This window comes from Echinicola strongylocentroti (assembly GCF_003260975.1).
In the GTDB taxonomy this organism is placed as follows: Bacteria; Bacteroidota; Bacteroidia; order Cytophagales; family Cyclobacteriaceae; genus Echinicola; species Echinicola strongylocentroti.
On the sequence record NZ_CP030041.1, the window covers coordinates 6,056,641 to 6,075,031 of the forward strand.

Below are 18,391 nucleotides of genomic sequence, written 5' to 3' on the forward strand. Positions count from 1 at the left end.
ATTTTCACCTTTAATCCTACTAATACTATGAGAAAAAATGTACCTAAGGCCTATGGCGATTTTTGGAGGAATCTGGCAGGTCTCTTTCTGCTACTTACCTTCGCCTGTTGTCATGTGGCGAAAGCAGCAGAAAACCTACAGGGAGATCTTGACATGGATAATGTTTTTATTTCCTTACATGAACAAAATAGCACTTTACGAAAGGTGTTTTCTTCCATTGAATCAAAAACTTCATTTAGTTTTTTTTACGATGAGGATATCATACAAGTAGACAGGAAATTATCCTTGGATAAAGAAAACATTTCATTAACCGATATCCTTAAGGATATTTCAGGTGTGGCCAATTTAAAATTTAGGCAAATCAACCATGTCATTAATGTAAACAAACTTAATTCAACCAAGGATACTTCTGTGATCAGTGTGGTCAAGACCGTTACAGGACAGGTTACTTCTGAGAATGAACCCATGGGAATTCCGGGCGTAACCATTCGTGTCAAAGGAGGAAATACCGGGACGGTGACAGATATTGATGGAAAATTCAGTATTGAGGTAGCCGATGGAAGTGTGGTGCTAGTCTTTAGTTCCATTGGGTATAAAACTCTAGAACTCCCTGTAGGAAGTCAGACGGTTTTCAACGTACAGCTGGAAGAAGATACCAAAGCATTGGATGAAGTAGTTGTCGTGGGGTATGGTACCCAGAAAAAAGTGAACCTTACAGGTGCCGTAAGCCAAGTGTCTTCAGAAATGCTGGAAAACCGTCCGGTAGCAAATGTAGGCCAAGCGCTACAGGGAACCATTGCTAACCTCAATGTTGGTATTTCTAACGGTTCTCCCAATACTAGTCCCTCTTTTAATATTCGTGGTGGGACTTCTTTTTCAGGAGGTTCTTTTCAAACAGGTAGCCCGCTAATCTTGGTAGATGGTGTGGAGATGGATATCAACCAGCTCAATCCGGAGGATATAGAAAGTGTATCAGTATTGAAAGATGCAGCTTCTGCGGCCATTTATGGGTCGCGTGCGGCTTATGGAGTGGTCTTGGTAACCACAAAAAAAGGAGCTAAAGGTGAAAGGACTAAAATAAGTTATTCCAATAGTTTTCAGTGGAACAAGCCTTCTTCCGTGCCGGATTTATTGGATGCATATACCATTCAAGAAGCGGCGATCAAAGCCGAAGAACTACAGAATAGGACACCCTCTTCGGATATGCAATTGAAGTTGGAAAACATCCAGCGGTACATGGATAATCCCGAATCAGAGCTTCCTTACTTTATGGATGCAGGTGACAATATTATTTGGGTAGGGAACACGCAGCCCTACGAAGCGGCATTAAGAAATTACAGCCCCATGCAAAAGCATAACCTGAACCTGTCAGGTGGAAGTGATAAAAGTTCCTATTATGCCTCTTTGGGCTATCAAGGCCAAGATGGTCTATATAAGATCAATACTGACATGTTCAAGCGATACAACATGATGCTGAATGTCAATAACGAGGTTACAGATTGGTTCAGTGTAGAATTCCGCACTTCTTATAGTCAGTCCAATTACTCCGAACCTGTAAGTCCCTCAGGAAAAGGAGGATGGTGGACAGCCATGTCACAGGAGCCAAGTCGGAACATTAATATGCCGATCATGACACCGATGACATCTCCGGTGGGGGAAATGTATACTGATAATATTTTGTCTTTCATGGATTATGGATCTAGAAATGACGAGACAAAGGAGAATATCCTTTTGGCCATTGCTCCCACAATTCACGTAATGAAAGGCTGGGACGTAAAAGCGAATATTTCTTATAAATCGTATGATTTTAGGAGAAAACAGGTTATTCCTGAACTGGAACGAATCGAGAACAGATGGGATGCGCCCACTACAGTGCACACTAATCCAAGTTCGGTGCAAAGATGGAACCAACACTCAGATCAGTTTACCATCAACGTTTTTACTGACTACTCCCTGACAGTTGATGACCATGAGTTTTATGTACTCGGTGGGTTTAACCAAGAATCCTACAAGTACACTTATTTGGGGGGAAGGGGAGAACAAATATTGACACCCTATGTACCTGTGATTAGTCAAACTTTGGGAAATGAATATGCTTATGACAATGAATCCGAATGGGCGCTTCGGGGGGCTTTTTACCGATTTACCTATAATTATGATAATCGTTATCTGATAGAGTCCAATGGACGCTATGATGGTACCTCCAGGTTTCCTTCTGATCGGAGGTTTAAATTCTTCCCTTCCCTTTCGGGCGCTTGGAGAATCAGTGAAGAAAGTTGGGCAGAAGGATTACGGCCAGTAGTGAATGAACTGAAATTAAGGGCTTCTTATGGTAGCCTTGGCAATCAAAATGTAAGTAACTACATCTATATCCCTTCCTATGGGACCACCGCACAAATCAGTTATCTTTTTGATGGTGTCAGACCCGTAGGGATTACTCCTCCAGGATTGGTAAATGCAGATTTGACCTGGGAAACGGCTACCACGATTGATGTAGGGTTTGATGTGGCGATTTTTGATAAGCTTGACTTGAGCTTTGATTGGTATGAGCGAACGACCAAGGATATTTTGGTAGCTGGTGATAAGTATCCGGCTGTTTTGGGAACCTCTTCTCCGACCAAGAACTCAGGAGAAATGACGACGACTGGTTGGGAAGTGACAGCCAAATGGCGAGACGTATTGGACAACGGCGTTCGGTATGACCTGTCTCTAAACCTGTCTGATTACCAATCTGAGATCACTGAATTTAATGGCAACCCCAATAAATTGCTTAGCTCCCTGTATACTGGACAAGTGATGGGGGAAATTTGGGGCTATGAAACGGCAGGTCTCTTCCAGAACCAAGAGCAAATCGATAACGCTCCAAGTCAAGAGCTGATCAATTCAGGGCTATGGTTTCCCGGAGATGTGCAGTATCACGACTTGGATGGTGATGGAGAAGTTGGTCCAGGAGAAAGTACTGCTGAAAATTCCGGGGATCGGAAAATTATCGGCAATAGCACACCTAGGTACCAGTTTGGTCTGAACATGAACGTGTTTTGGAAAGGCTTCGATCTTAATATTTTCTTTCAGGGGGTAGGCAAAAGAGATGTTTGGATTGGTAGTAATCTATTTTGGGGAGGCATAGCTGGTGGCACGGGTACCTATGAAGTGTATGAAAATTCGTGGACGCCTGAAAGGACCGATGCCTACTTTCCAGGATACCGTTCCAGTGGAGCCAACCGTCAAACACAAACAAGGTACTTGCAGAATGCCGCTTATTTAAGGTTAAAAAATATTTCGCTGGGCTATACTCTTCCGAAGACTCTTACCGAACGTATCCGTTTAGACAGGGTCCGTGTGTACACCTCAGCCTACAATATATGGGAAGCTACGAGTGTGCCGGATACTTTTGATCCAGAAGTGCTGAGCGGAAGTTATCCCATGTTGAGGTCTCTAGCTGCTGGTATGCAAATCACATTCTAATTCCTAAAACTGACACAATCATGAAAAAAATATATATCACACTAACTTGTCTTGTGGGACTTCTTACCAGTTGCAATGACGAATTTATGGATCGTTACCCACTAGATGAGATTACCGATGAGAATTTCTGGAAAACTGAACAAGACCTGGAACTGTACTGTAACAGTTTTTATACGGAGTATATTACTGGCTTTGGCACCGGGTGGGGGACGAGCACGGTCGCTCCATATGGGTACAATGAGGCCATTGCCTATGGGGATGTCATTACTGATAATGCAGCTCCCGAAGCGTATTCCAAAGTGGCTGCTGACCAATACAATACCTATGTTGGTGGTGGTAGTGGTAGTAGTGGATGGAGCTGGGAAAATATCCGTGATCTCAATTATTTCTTAGGTAATTACCAACGAGGGGATGTGGCAGAGGAAGTTAGAAATATTTATCTAGGAGAGGTGTTGTTTTTCAAAGCATGGGATTATTTCAAGAAAGTAAAAACTTTCGGGGATGTGCCATGGATCACTCATGCATTGGAAACAAACTCTCCCGAGCTTTACGCTCCCCGAGATTCCAGGGAAGTGGTGATGGATTCGGTAATGCGCATATTAAACCAGTCCATTGAACTCCTTCCTACAAAGGGCGAAGAAAAAGCCGACAGGTTAAATAAGGATATTGCCTTGCACCTTAAGTCCAGAATAGGTCTCTATGAGGGGACATATCGAAAATACCATCCAGAACTTGGGCTGGACGGGACAGCGTTTTTAACCGCATCGGTTGAAGCAGCAGAACAGTTGATGACTGGTGGGTATAGCCTATACAGTACAGGAAATCCTTCTACAGATTATAATGATCTCTTCGCTACTTATAGTTATGATGGTAATCCAGAGGTGATTTTATGGAGGGAGTATTCGGCAGATCTTACGTATGGAGTGGCATTTAGTAGATACTACGCCCAAAACCTGCGCCATCGTCACGGTGCCACCCGTAACCTTGTCGATGAATACCTTTGTGAAGATGGCCTGCCCCTTTCCCAAAGTCCACTATTTATGGGTAAAGATTCCATCCAATCAGAAATGATGAACAGAGACCCAAGACTTCCTCAGACAGTGGCAAATTTCGGAACCTATAACTTGCAAGATGGTGTACAGGGGGCAAATAATGCCCCATTTCCCAATATTCCTGGATTGACGGGTAATAAGTGTCCAACAGGATATCGAGTGGCAAAGTGGTTTTTGAATGATCCCGCAGATTGGGACCGTGTGACCAATGGAATGCAAGCTGCTCTGGTGTTTCGATATGCAGAGGTGTTGTTAAATTATGCTGAGGCCAAGTATGAACTAGGGGGAATGGACCAAGCTGTGCTGGACAATTCTGTTAACATTATTCGGGCAAGGGTGGATATGCCGCCTTTGATGTTGGGCAGCATTCCTTCAGATCCAATGCTGGATGGTAATTATGCTACTTACTGTGATTATGTCCCCGAAGCAGTGCTGAGGGAGATTCGGCGGGAAAGGCGTGTTGAGCTGGCCTTTGAGAGTTTTAGGTGGGATGATCTTATGAGATGGAAAGCGGGTAAATTCCTGGAAATCCCCGTTGAGGGAATCAAGTTTGTCCAAGAACAGTTTCCTAATGTCATCGTGGACAAAGACGTGTTTTTAAGTGAAGAAGGCTACCTCTTGCCTTATTATCAAACTCTTCCTGACGGTAGGGCCTTTGATGAAGAGAAACAGTATCTATTTCCCATCCCGATTGAAGATTTGGTGCTTAACTCCAATTTGGAGCAAAACCCCGGGTGGGAATCCAACTAGTGCTTTAGCTGGTATTGAGTTAAAAAGTTTTGTGCTGGTAATTGTAGATTAAGAAGAGGTCAAGTGGCCTCTTTCTTATCTACTGTTAGGTTTCAGCTGTTTTACCTAATACCGATAGCATGAATGACAAAAAAGAAAAGTTTTCGAAATAGAACCACAATCTAAGATGATTTGGGGTTTGATAGTGATAATTAAAATAAACAAAATGAATAAGCTACTAATTAGGGTCGTATTGCCACTATTGCTAATAGGGGCAGTATGGGCACCACTAAAAGCACAAACGCCAGAAAATACTCCCAGAAACTCTCTAACATTAAAACATGGGGCGCACCGATTGGGCAAGAGAACCGATCCAATGATGGAGCGTTGGCGGAATTATGGCCTCGGTCAGTTTATCCATTGGGGTCTTTATGCCATTCCTGGCGGTCACTGGAACGGAGCGTATTATGGTGGTGCCGCTGAGTGGATCCGAGCTTGGAAAGGAATGCCCAATGAGCAATACGATAATCTGTATAAAGAATTTGATCCTGCGGAATTTGATCCTAAAGCCTGGGCGGAGCAAGCCAAGGACATGGGAGCAAAGTACATGATCATTACCACAAAACATCATGATGGTTTTTGCCTTTGGCCAAGTGAATTTACAGATTATGACGTGACCAATACCCCGTATGGTAATGATATCATAGGCCCTTTGGTAGAGGCGTATGATGCCGTGGGCATTGATGTTTACCTCTATTTTTCGGTGATGGATTGGAACCATCCAGGTTACCGTAGTAAGCTGGAAACTATCAATGATAAAGAGGCCTACGAAGAATTTAAAGAGTTTACCAGAAACCAGTTGCTGGAACTTTTGGAGCGGTATCCCACGACCAAAGGATTATGGTTTGATGGTACTTGGGATGCAGCGTGGAAAGAACAGGCGGACTTTGCAGATAACTTGGCTACAGAGATGCGTGAAATGATCCCAGGCCTGATTATTGGAAGTCGCTTTAGGCCAGATGATTACGGCAATCGACATTTTGACAGTAATGGTGACCTGATGGGGGATTATGAGCAAGGCTGGGAACGAAAACTACCTGAAACATACGAAGAAACCAAAGGGAATGACTGGGACTGTGTCATGACCGTGCCCGAAAACCAATGGGGATATCATTCTGACTGGAGGGGACATGTGAAGACTAGCTATGAATTGATTGAGATGTTGGTAAAGTCGGTATCCTTGGATGGTAATTTTGTGATGAATTTTGGACCAAATGGTCAAGGTGAAATCCGTCAAGAAGAAACGCAGCTTGCTAAAGAAATTGGCGAATGGATGGACAAAAACAATGAGGCGATCTATGGTTGTGGCTACCTAGATTGGGAAAAGCAGGATTGGGGGTATTACACTAAAGATAGACAAACGGGTAAAATCTACATGATCGTATTTAATAGGCCGTTAAACGGTGCTTTGAAAATTAAAACGCCAGATAAGGTTAGCCTAGACAAAGTCTATAGCTTAAAAGACTCAAGTCAATCATTTGTCCCTGAAGAAATCCACAAAAATGAGTTCTTTATTCATTATCCATTTAGTGAACATATAGACTCTCCAATTGTGATTGTAATCGAACCTTCATCTAATGAAATAGATCAAAATAATAGTTATCAAAAAGCTAAAACGTGATGAGTGATCGTTGATTCGTCTAAAAAGTGCTCGAAACAGTTTTTAATTGGTTTTGAGCACTTTTCTATTTTTAGGTTAAATTTTCAAAAATCCCGTAGCTGTATTCCACTTTGGGTCAAACAGAAAAGTTGAGGGATTGAGGATGGTTCGGATAGAACACTGATTTACCTCGGCGTGACAGATCCATTTTAAGGATCTTATTTTTAATTCTAGGGACTTCTAAATTGCTTTTGTCATTCCATTAAAAGATTTTAGATAATGTCTAGTCACTTTGAAGTGTTTCTCCAAACCCATCTTCAGGAAAAACCACCCTGTCTTTTTTGTAAAAATAGTAAGGATATAAGATCCTTTTTTGGTAATCAATTTTAATTGATCGCTTGTTTTTTTATCAAAGGTAGCACGGAGCTTCCGGCAAGGAATTGTTAGTTGTCATGGGATGATTTTTAGTTAGGGAAAAGTTAAAAATTCACAGGGGGGCAAGTTTAAGCAAGCCTCGTTTTAAATGGCCTAGTGCCATCATATGATGGTATTAACACCAAGGGAGCCATGTGATTGTAATAGTTATTTTGTGTTTAACTAATTGGTAATCAGTTATTTCACTTAAGCGAAATGGTGGTTTTGATATAAGGGCCCGTAAAGGTGTATAGCTTACAAATCAGTAATTTTTTATCCATTTTGTTTTACTGGAAATAAACGCAATGATTTTGTTAAGTAGTTGTAAATCAGTTATTTGAATATGAGGGGCTTAGTTTATTTTATTAAGGTTAGGGTGTAAATTAACATTATTAATTAACTAAAACCCACAACCGAACATGAAGAATCATTTACACACCAATTATTTTCTCCTTCCTTTTATACCATATGTACTGGACAGTCAGCAAAGGAAAAATTCGTTAGGGCCACGGGCCACATCCTTTCAACTGCTATCCTCATAGGAAAAATTTTTCCGAAGTCCAGCACCACCCAAACCCTAGGAAAATAGGATAATTAACCAATACGGATTTTTAGTTACGTAACAATAGCAGCTACGTGTATTATTCTGTTGAGTATATCGGTAGTTTCCTTCTTTATAATAGGTAATAAGGTTTTTTAAGGGTGTATGGTTTTGTGAAAATAAATAATTAAAAAATTTTGAGGTTGTTTTTACAACCCCTCTTCTCTTTATAAGTGAAGAGTCAAAAAGTTGACTGCTCCATCATGAAAAAGACCCAAAATACAAACAGTGACTATAAAGCTGAATTTCCTATGCTCCTAATGAAGCACAGCAAGATCATGATTGTTTACGCTGATAAAAGTGATTTTGAGGTGTGGAGCTCGTTCAAAAACGGTGATGAAACTGCCTTTAACTATATATACCGGAAGCATGCTGCAGAGTTATACAATTACGGCATGCAGGTATGCCAACAAAATGAATGGGTGTTGGATTGTTTGCAGGCCATGTTTGTGGACGTAAGAAGAAAGCGAATGCGGTTGGGGGATGTCCATAGTATTAAGGGGTACCTGTTTACCGTCTTTCATCGGGAGCTGTTCAAACTTATCAGGAAAAAAAGAAAAGATGAGTTTGTGTCTCTTGAAAACAGCACTGATCAGTTCTTGATAGAGGCTTCCCACGAGACCAAATTAATCGATCAGGAACTGGTAGGTGAAAGAAAAAAGGAACTGGAGGAAGCCCTCAACCAATTGACCAAAAGGGAAAGACAGGCAATTCTCCTGTTATATCAGGAAGAGCTGAGTTACCGGGAAATTGCCGACTTGATGGCTTTTAAGGAAGTAAAAACTGCCAGATCATTGGTTTATAAGGCCATGGCAAAACTGAAAGAAATAGTTAATGTCAACGGATGCTTGAAATGAGCAAATCCTTACAAGTGTATATGAAGTACAGCCAATTCGATATTGAGGATTTTCTGAATGATGAGTTTTTTATCAGGTGGGTCAAAAAACCTAGCGATGAAACTGATCATTTTTGGTTAAAATGGATTGCTGAGCATCCTGACAAAATTCACCTTATCCAAAAAGCAAGGGAGGTGATACTTTTTGTGGATTATAAGGACAGCTATTGCCTTTCCGATAAGACGTATACAGATCTTTATGAAAGTATTATTTCGGAAACACCACCTAAAAGTTCAAAACCCACCTTGCACATTAGGTGGAGAGGATGGCATAAAGTGGCAGCTATACTACTGGTGACTTTTTCCAGTGTCTATTGTTTTAAATTCTACTTAGAAGACCGAGAGGCTACTTCATTGTCCCAAGATGAAGTGGTGGTCAAGTATAATCCCGCAGGTCAAAAATCCAGTTTTAGGTTGCCAGATGGTACGGTGGTCTATCTTAATGCCAAAAGTAAGTTGTCCTATCCGGTGACCTTTTCGGGTGATGTAAGAAAGGTGACGATGGAGGGAGAGGCTTATTTTGAGGTGAAAAAAGATAATGCCAGGCCATTTGTTGTCGATCTGGGGGAAGAAAAGGTCAGGGTGACGGGAACATCCTTCAACCTCTGCAGTTTTAAAGGATTTTTGTCCGTGGCCCTGGTAGAAGGTGGCGTCACTTATGTCTCCCAAAAAGGTGATATGGAGCAGCTGCAACCTAATGAAATGTTGACCAAAGTGCCTCATGGCGCCGTATCCAAGAGGCAATTTGACCCACTGGAAATATGCGGCTGGAAAGATAACTACCTCATCTTTAAAGATGATCCTTTCGATAAGGTGGTCATGAAACTGGAGCGATGGTACGGGGTCAAGATTAGCTCCAAACTTACACTAAATGCAGACTGGTCCTACTCGGGAACCTACCACGACAAATCATTGGAATATGTCCTTGAAGGAATTGGCATAGCATCAGAGTTTGCCTATGCCATAGAAGGAAAAAACGTCACAATTTATAACCCAAAACAACAATAACCTATGAAAAAACAGTACAGGAATACCAGCTGAAAGAAGGGCAGAAAAGGTCACTTTTCTGCCCTAGGGGCCTTTGATCCAATCGCCAAACCAGACAAAGGCCAATCTCAAGTTTTATGCACTTAAAATCCTAAACAAAGTATGGAAAAAACAATACTAAGGCAAATCATTATGCTTTCCAGATATTTTGTGGGTGCTTTTATCTTTCAGTTGTTCTTTACGGCTGTATTGATGGCAAACACAGGGAATGCCCAGTTCAAGCGGTTGGATGAGGTAGAGGTGACCATTCAGGTGGAATCCACAGGCCTTGCCCAGATCATAACCGAACTGGAAGAGCAGACTGGCTTTCAGTTTAGCTATAACAAGGGGAAAGTCTCCTTTAAGGATGTACAATTGGATATTGACCGAAAAGGGGCGCCTCTAGTCGATGTCCTTAAGGAAATTAGCCAAAAAACAACACTCAAATTTGTGAGAGTGGATAATGCGATCCATATCACCAGAAAAAGGTCCGGTGATATGGCCGTTGAGGAAGTAGCGCTATCCAAGGAAGTCGTGAAAATTACGGGAAAAGTAGTCTCCGACACCGATGGTATGCCTATTCCAGGCGTGACAGTCCGCATAGAAGGGACTACCCGCGGTACCGTGACCAATGTGGATGGAGAATATACCATTGATGTCAACGAAGGAGAAACCCTCGTATTTAGCTTTGTGGGGTTTGTCGAACAGACCATAACTGTTGGTTCCCAAAATACCATTGATATTTCTTTGGAAGAAGACCTTCAATCCTTGGACGAGGTGGTCGTAGTGGGCTATGCCGAGCAGAAAAAGGAAACCATAGTAGGTGCGGTAACCCAAACCGATGGAGAGGTGCTCAAGCGCACTGGTGGGGTGTCCAATGTAGGACAGGCCCTGACTGGTAATTTGCCTGGGGTGATCACTACTTCCAGTGTGGGTACACCGGGAGAGGAAATGCCCCAGATCGTCATTCGGGGCCAAAACAGCTGGAATGGAAATTCCCCTTTGATTCTGGTGGACGGAGTGGAGCGTCCGGAGTTCTTTGCCAATATGGACATCAATTCCGTGGAATCTATCTCTGTACTGAAAGATGCCTCGGCTACAGCAGTATTTGGATCCAGGGGTGCCAACGGCGTGATCATCGTAACCACCAAACGGGGTCGCGTAGGCAAGGCGGAAATCACTGCCAATATCAGCACCACCATGAAGTCGGTTTCCAAATTGCCCGGAAAGCTGGATTCCTATGACGCGATAGGCGTAAGAAATCAGGCCATCGAACGTGAACTCTCCCTGAGTCCAAACAGCTGGGATGAGATGATCCCACAGGCCATGCGGGAGAAGTACCGGTTTCCTGCCAACCTGGAGGAAATGGAGCGATATCCAAACGTGGATTGGCAGGATGTGGTCTTCAAGGACCAAGCCATGGCCTATAATGCCAATGTGGGCGTAAGAGGAGGAACGGATTTCGTCAAATATTTTACCAGTATCGATTACCAGTACGAAGGTGATCTGTTTCGGAAATTTGAAACTGGAAGGGGCTACCAGGCTGGATTTAACTTCAACAGGATCAATTTTAGGAGTAACCTTGATTTTCAGTTGACACCAACTACCAAATTGGGAGTTAACCTCGGCGGGACTTATGGCGTTCGCCAATCTCCTTGGGCCTATGATTTTCCAGAAAGTTACTGGAATTCGGCCTATAGAAGTCCTCCCGATGTTTTTTTACCCCGGTACGCTGATGGGGCATATGGGACTTATATTCCTGATGATTATGCGGTCACCAACTCCTTGTTGAATTTGGCTATCAGTGGTATCAATTATATTACCACGACAAGGCTTTCTACCAATTTTGTGCTCCAACAAGACCTGGATATGATCACTGAAGGGCTAAACTTTAAAGGAACCCTGGCGGTAGATAATTCTTTTCAGGAAGCCAATAAGGGGATAAATGACCTTTATAACAGCCCCAATACTAAGTGGATCAATCCTTTTACGGGAGAAACTACTTTCACAAATATACTGGATCCCAATACCCGTTTTGATTATGCGGAGGCGATTACATGGCAGGACCAAGCTGGGGAAGTGGACAATAATGCATCTCAAAGAAGGCTTTTCTATCAACTACAATTGAACTATGCGAAAAGCATTGAAGGAAACCATAATTTCTCCCTGATGGGACTGCTGAACAGGCAGGAGGATGCCAGCGGAAGTGTCATTCCTAGTTACCGGGAAGATTGGGTGTTCAGGACCACTTATGATTATAAAAATAAGTACATGATCGAGTATAACGGTGCTTACAACGGCTCTGAGAAGTTCTCTCCCGAAAATCGTTTTGCCTTTTTCTCCTCTGGGGGATTGGGTTGGAATATTTCCGAAGAGAACTTTATGAAAAACCTGACCTTTGTAGACCGGTTAAAGTTACGGGCTTCTTATGGAGAAGTAGGGGATGACAATATCGGTGGACGCTTCCTATTTATGGATCAGTGGGCCTACGGGAGCACTTCCCAAATGGGGGTGATTGGTCAAGCGGGAGAAGACAGCCCCTATACTTGGTTCAGACAGAACGCAGTAGGTAACCCCAATGTGCATTGGGAGACGGTTTATAAATACAATGCAGGGTTGGAGTTTGGATTTTTGAATGGACTGATCAGCGGTAGCGTGGATTGGTTCAGGGACAATAGGGTGGATATCTTAATGGGTAGCGGACGTTCGGTACCCAGTTATTATGGTGCCACGGCCCCAGCGGCCAATTTGGGAAGAGTGGAAACCGAAGGGTATGAACTGACCATCGGTCTTAACCATACCTTTGGCAGTGGAATTCGACTTTGGGGAGATTTTTCCATGACCCATGCCATCGACCAAGTCCTTGATCGGGATGATCCCGAACTACGTCCTGATTATCAGAAGAATGCAGGTTATCAATTAGGGCAATATAGGAACCATATCAGTGCGGGCTATTACAATACTTGGGACGAACTATATGGCAGTCCCCAGCACAACACCAATGATATGGCCAAATTGCCGGGGAACTATTATATCGTAGATTTTAACGGTGATGGTGTTGTAGATTCTTTTGATGCTGCTCCCTATGGCTTTTCTGGCGTTCCCCAAAACACGTATAGCACCAACTTGGGGATAGAATGGAAAGGCCTGAGCCTGTACGTACAGTTTTACGGCGTGAACAACGTGACGCGGGACGTCTCACTCAGCAGTTTGGGCGGAGGCTTGAACCTGGTTTATGACGAGGGGACCTATTGGTCCAAGGAGAATACGTCCGCTGATTCACCTCTACCGCGATGGAGGTCACAGCCTGCCAGTTATAATTATGGCCCAAGGTACCTCTACGATGGTTCTTATCTCCGGCTAAAGAATGCTGAAATCGCTTATAATTTCCAGTCGGACTGGGTGAGAAATATGGGAATGAGCAATATGCGACTATACATCAATGGCAACAACCTCTTGCTGTGGACCGACATGCCCGATGACAGGGAATCCAACTTTGGAGGGCCATCTTGGCAAGGAGCCTATCCGACAGTAAGAAGGATCAACTTGGGTCTTAATGTTACATTCTAAACGAGCCAATCCAATGAACAATTATATAAAATCACTATTGAGGGCAACCATTTGGGTAGCGATGTTTTTTGTCGTATCTGCTTGTGAGGACTACCTAGAGAGAGCTCCGGAATCCATTATTTCCGAGGAGCAGGCCTTCCAGAATTTCACTAATTTTCAGGGATATGTAGAAGAGTTGTACCATTGCGTGCCCAATTTTACTTTGTCTAATTGGGTAAGTTCCTGGAACTGGGGAGAGGATGAAATAGAATCCACAGCGGGTACGTTTACCTTTTCCTATAACGTAGACCGAGGCAATTTTTGGGCGTGGCAAGTAGAAAATGGCGCTGGAAACAATGGCTGGCTGGATGCAAACGGAACCAATACGAACAGGGACCATAAAAACAAGGGGCTCTGGCCACTTGCCTGGTATGCCATCCGCAAAGCCAATATGGGGCTGGAAAACCTTTCCCTGATGAAGGATGCTACCGAGGAAGAGCGGCAATTGATCGAAGGACAGTTGTTGTTTTTCAGGGCTTGGTTCCATTTTTCGTTGATCCAGTATTTTGGGGGAATGCCTTATGTAGACCAAGTATTGCCCAGTGATGAACAATTGACCTTGCCACGCTTAAGTTATCATGAGTGTGCCGATAGGGTGGCTCAGGACTTGGAAAGAGCAGTAGACTTACTGCCGATCGACTGGGATGATACCACGACCGGAAGAAGGACTTTGGGCAAAAACCAGCTGCGGATCAATAAGATCATGGCCTTGGGCTATTTGGGTAAAAATTACCTATGGGCGGGGAGCCCGTTGATGAATTCGGTCTCTACAGGAAGCCAAACTTATCACGCGGAATACTGTAAGAAGGCTGCAGATACTTTTGGAGAACTACTACAACTTGTGGAAAGCGGGGAAACCCAATATGCCTTGCTGCCTTTTGAACAGTATAATGATAATTTCTATACAATGGGGCAAAACTGGGCATTGGCCGGGGGAACAGAGGCTATTTTCAGGTCCACTTATTACTCAGCCAATGATACCCACTGGCGGATTTCAAAACAGTATAAGCCTACTTTCATGGATGAAGGTGATCCGACAAATTTCTACCCTACGGCCAATTATGTCCATGACAACTTTGGGATGGCCAATGGCTTACCGCTACCGGATGACATTACACAGGCTGACCCAGCATCAGGATATGATCCAAACTACCCTTGGAAAGATCGAGACCCACGGTTTTACAAGACCATCGTGTATGACGGTGTAAAAGTGGTTCAGGGCGCCATCCCAGATGCTAATCAGGAAATCAATCGATATGCAAACCTCCATACCGGAGGGAGTTATCGAGAAGTGGTAACAGGAAGCTTATCGGGATATGCTTCGCGTAAATTCTCCCCGCTGGCAGCCAATAAATACGATAGGGCCTATGACTGGGGGAGCGCCCTGCATATCAATGTGCCCTATATGCGGCTGGCAGACATTTATTTAATGTATGCGGAGGCCACATTGATGGGGTACAATAGTTTAGGTGCCCCTTCCAATACCTTTTCTAAGACGCCTTTGGAGGCAGTTAACTTGATCCGTGAGCGCGCGGGGATACCTGGTGTTCAGGACAGGTTTTTGGGGTCTGTAGGTGATTTTCTTTCTGAACTTAGAAGGGAAAGGGCCGTGGAGCTGGCTTTTGAACGGCATCGTTTCAATGACCTTCGCCGGTGGATGCTCCTGACAGAAGAGCCCTATACCACCAAGACCTCCTTTGAGTTTGACCGGGCTGGAGAGTTCAATACCGATGATCCTACAGAGAACCGGATTGTGAACATGAGAGAGGAAGTGATCATCGAACGGAATTTCACTTCCAAACATTATTGGCTACCGCTAAAGCTGGCCGATGTAAGCCTTTATCCGGATTTTTATCAAAATCCTGGATGGTAAGTTGGATTACTTTTTCAATGGTAAAACTTAATGAATTTAAATGATGAGATATATAAAATTTATTTCGGTATGCTGTGTCTTTCTGGTGCTATTTCCATTGCACTTGACAGCACAAGGTACCATGAAGATAAACATTGAACCTATGGTCAAGGCCAGCTCAGGGAATCCTATCCGTGGGGCCATTGTGACCAGTGATCAGGATGACTATTCGGCCGTATCCGATAGCTTGGGCTCCGTAAAGCTGGAAGTGAGCTCAGGGGCTTACCTAGGAGTGGAGGCTCCAGGCTATGAAACCAAAATCCTTCAGGCATATGCTGGGTTGGAAGAAATAGTAATGTATCCCTACCTCGAAGGAGAGGAAGTCTTAGTGGCTTTTCAATCGAAAGATAAAAGAGATATCATGGGCGGTGTATCGTATGTCAATATGCCCAATATTTTGAATGAAAACTACATTACCTATCCCTTGGATGGGATGGAAGCATATGTGGGAGGCTATAACGGAAACCTATGGGGTAATAACAGCTACCTCACGTTGGTGGACGGAGTACCCCGTGACCTTGGCAGTGTGATGCCTACGGAAATTGCACAAATAACGTTTCTGAAAGGTGTTAACGCAATTGCACTCTACGGAAGTCGAGGTGCTAAGGGGGTGTTATTGGTGACCACCAAAAGGGGGGTGGCCAATACCCAGACCATTGAGGTACGTACGAATGCCGGAGTCAATATGCCCAAAAGCTATCCCAAATACCTAGGGTCCGGTGAGTACATGAGCCTCTACAATGAAGCGCGATCCAATGATGGGCTTAGTCCTTTATATTCCGAAGAAGATATCTATAATCATTCCTCCGGAGACAACCCCTATCGCTATCCTAATGTCGACTATTATTCAGAGGACTATTTACAGAAAGCCTATACCCGTTATGATGCCACCATGGAGATTTCCGGTGGTAATGAGCGGGCACGGTATTATACCAACCTTGGTTTTTGGACGGAGGGGTCTGTGCTGGATTTTGGGCAGGCTGCCGAAAACGGCAATGAGCGGTTCAATGTGCGTGGAAATGTGGATATCAACCTGAACGACTACATCTCTGCAAAAGTGGATGCAGCAGCCATTTTTTATAATGGTAAGGGCATCAATGCAGACTATTGGGGAGGATCTACCACCTTGAGGCCATACCGCTATGCGCCGCTGGTGCCGATCGATATGCTGTCTCCTGATGATGAGGTTTCGCAGAGTTACGTACAGAGCAGCCAGCACCTGATCGATGGCAAGTACCTGCTTGGCGGTACCCAGCTGGACCAGACCAACCCTATTGCGGGCAGCTATGCCGGAGGATCGTCCAAATATACCAGCAGGCAGTTTCAGTTCAATGCTGGGGTGGATGCAGATTTGAGTAATGTCTTGGAAGGGTTAAGCTTTAACTCCCTATTTGGATTGGATTATGCTACTTCCTATAACCTGTCTTTTAACAATGAATATGCGGTGTACCAACCCAGTTGGACAAATTTCAACGGGATGGATGAAATCGCCAGCCTTACCAAGTATGGTCAGGATGCCAGTTCCAAAACCCAAAATATCGGTGGAAGCTGGTTCAGGCAGACCCTGTCTTTTTCCGGACAGTTGAACTATCGGAAAAATATTGACAATCGACACCACATTTCGGGCATGCTGATTGCCAATGGTTTCCAGACATCCGAATCCGGACTTTACCACAAGACCAGTAACGCAAATTTAGGGCTTTATGGAAGTTATAACTATAAGGAAAAATACTACTTGGACTTTAGCGGTGCCATTGTTCATAGTGCCAAGTTGGCACCAGGCAATCGGAATGCTTTTTCTCCGACCGTGTCCCTTGGGTGGAGGCTCAGTGAAGAGGGTTTCTTAGCTTCTTCCAGTGTAGTGGACGACCTTAGGCTTTCCGTATCGGGTGGTATCCTCCATACCGATCTGGACATTGAGGAATATTACCTGTATGAAGGGATTTATACTGATGAAGGTTCTTGGTACGAGTGGAAAGATGGCCTTAACAACACGGCCACGGATGTAAGAAGAGGCGAAAACTTGGATTTGGCCATGCCAAAGCGGGAAGAGATCAGTGTAGAGCTGGATGCTTCCCTATATGATAAATTCATTACCCTGAATGGTTCCTTTTTTACCAGTAAAATGACCGGTTTGTTTGTTCAAAACAATAATATCTATCCGAATTATTTCAGCACGGGATGGCCAATATCCTCCTGGATTCCCTATATCAACTACAACAACGACCAACGAATGGGAGCAGACTTCCAACTGAACTTGAACAAGCGGATTGGACAGGTAGATTGGAGTCTCGGGTTCTCGGGTATTTACTACACGACCAAGGCCAGCAGGAGATCAGAAAATTTCGAGTTTGATTACCAAAGTCGGGTAGGAAAGCCGTTGGACGGCCTTTGGGGCTTGGAGAGTCTGGGCTTTTTTACTGGTGTCGATGATATCGAAAATAGTCCCCAGCAGGCATTTGGTGAAGTCATGCCTGGTGATATCAAATATAAAGACCAAAATGGGGATGGTATTATCAACGCACAGGATGAGGTCTATCTCGGCCGTGGCGGTTGGTCCGGGGCTCCCTTGACCATGGGCATAAACATCACGGCCAACTATAAAAACTTCACCTTCTTTGCCTTGGGTACCGCCCGTACAGGAGCTTATGCCATGAAGACCAATAATTATTTCTGGGTAAACGGTGATGACAAATATTCCGAAGTGGTCAGGGGACGTTGGACAGAGTCTACCAAGAACATGGCCACTTATCCAAGACTTACCACCTTGAACGGAGCCAATAATTTCCGCAATTCAGATTTCTGGATGTACAGCACCAACAGGTTTGACCTTTCTCGGGTCCAGCTTTCCTATACCTTCCCAAGCAGCATGTTTGGTGAGCGCTTCCTAAAAGGGCTGGACATTTACGCCAATGGTGCCAACCTGCTGACCATTTCTCCTAATAGAGAGATCCTCGAGATGAATATTGGTAGTGCCCCACAGACCCGGTTTTATAATGTGGGGATCAAAGCGAAGTTTTAACAAGAC

Annotated in this window: 8 protein-coding genes; all 8 read left to right on the forward strand. The window is 44.0% G+C overall.

Features of this window, described 5'->3' with window-relative positions:
• Nucleotides 1-27: 27 nt before the first annotated feature.
• The 8 genes from DN752_RS23630 (at nucleotide 28) to DN752_RS23665 (ending at nucleotide 18,385) form a co-directional block, all read left to right on the forward strand.
• A complete protein-coding gene (locus tag DN752_RS23630) occupies nucleotides 28-3,465 on the forward strand; it encodes a SusC/RagA family TonB-linked outer membrane protein (protein WP_112786261.1) in 3,438 nt (1,145 codons plus the stop codon).
• A 20-nt stretch (nucleotides 3,466-3,485) separates the two neighbouring features.
• Complete coding sequence (locus DN752_RS23635; protein ID WP_112786262.1) at nucleotides 3,486-5,267, forward strand: RagB/SusD family nutrient uptake outer membrane protein; 1,782 nt, start codon at nucleotides 3,486-3,488, stop codon at nucleotides 5,265-5,267.
• 205 nt (nucleotides 5,268-5,472) lie between these two features.
• Nucleotides 5,473-6,927 (forward strand): alpha-L-fucosidase, encoded by a 1,455-nt coding sequence (locus DN752_RS23640; protein ID WP_112786690.1) that lies wholly within the window; start codon nucleotides 5,473-5,475, stop codon nucleotides 6,925-6,927.
• A 1,197-nt stretch (nucleotides 6,928-8,124) separates the two neighbouring features.
• Nucleotides 8,125-8,778 carry an RNA polymerase sigma factor gene (locus DN752_RS23645; protein WP_112786263.1) on the forward strand — a complete coding sequence of 218 codons (654 nt, stop codon included), beginning with the start codon at nucleotides 8,125-8,127 and terminating at the stop codon, nucleotides 8,776-8,778.
• Nucleotides 8,775-9,824 carry a FecR family protein gene (locus tag DN752_RS23650; protein ID WP_245949392.1) on the forward strand — a complete coding sequence of 350 codons (1,050 nt, stop codon included), beginning with the start codon at nucleotides 8,775-8,777 and terminating at the stop codon, nucleotides 9,822-9,824. The genes DN752_RS23645 and DN752_RS23650 overlap by 4 nt, the downstream gene beginning before the upstream one ends.
• Nucleotides 9,825-9,965: 141 nt before the next feature.
• A complete protein-coding gene (locus DN752_RS23655; protein ID WP_245949393.1) occupies nucleotides 9,966-13,412 on the forward strand; it encodes a SusC/RagA family TonB-linked outer membrane protein in 3,447 nt (1,148 codons plus the stop codon).
• A 13-nt stretch (nucleotides 13,413-13,425) separates the two neighbouring features.
• On the forward strand, nucleotides 13,426-15,324 hold the full coding sequence (locus DN752_RS23660; protein ID WP_112786264.1) for a RagB/SusD family nutrient uptake outer membrane protein: 1,899 nt from the start codon (nucleotides 13,426-13,428) through the stop codon (nucleotides 15,322-15,324).
• A 40-nt stretch (nucleotides 15,325-15,364) separates the two neighbouring features.
• A complete protein-coding gene (locus DN752_RS23665) occupies nucleotides 15,365-18,385 on the forward strand; it encodes a SusC/RagA family TonB-linked outer membrane protein (RefSeq protein ID WP_245949394.1) in 3,021 nt (1,006 codons plus the stop codon).
• Nucleotides 18,386-18,391 lie beyond the last annotated feature (6 nt).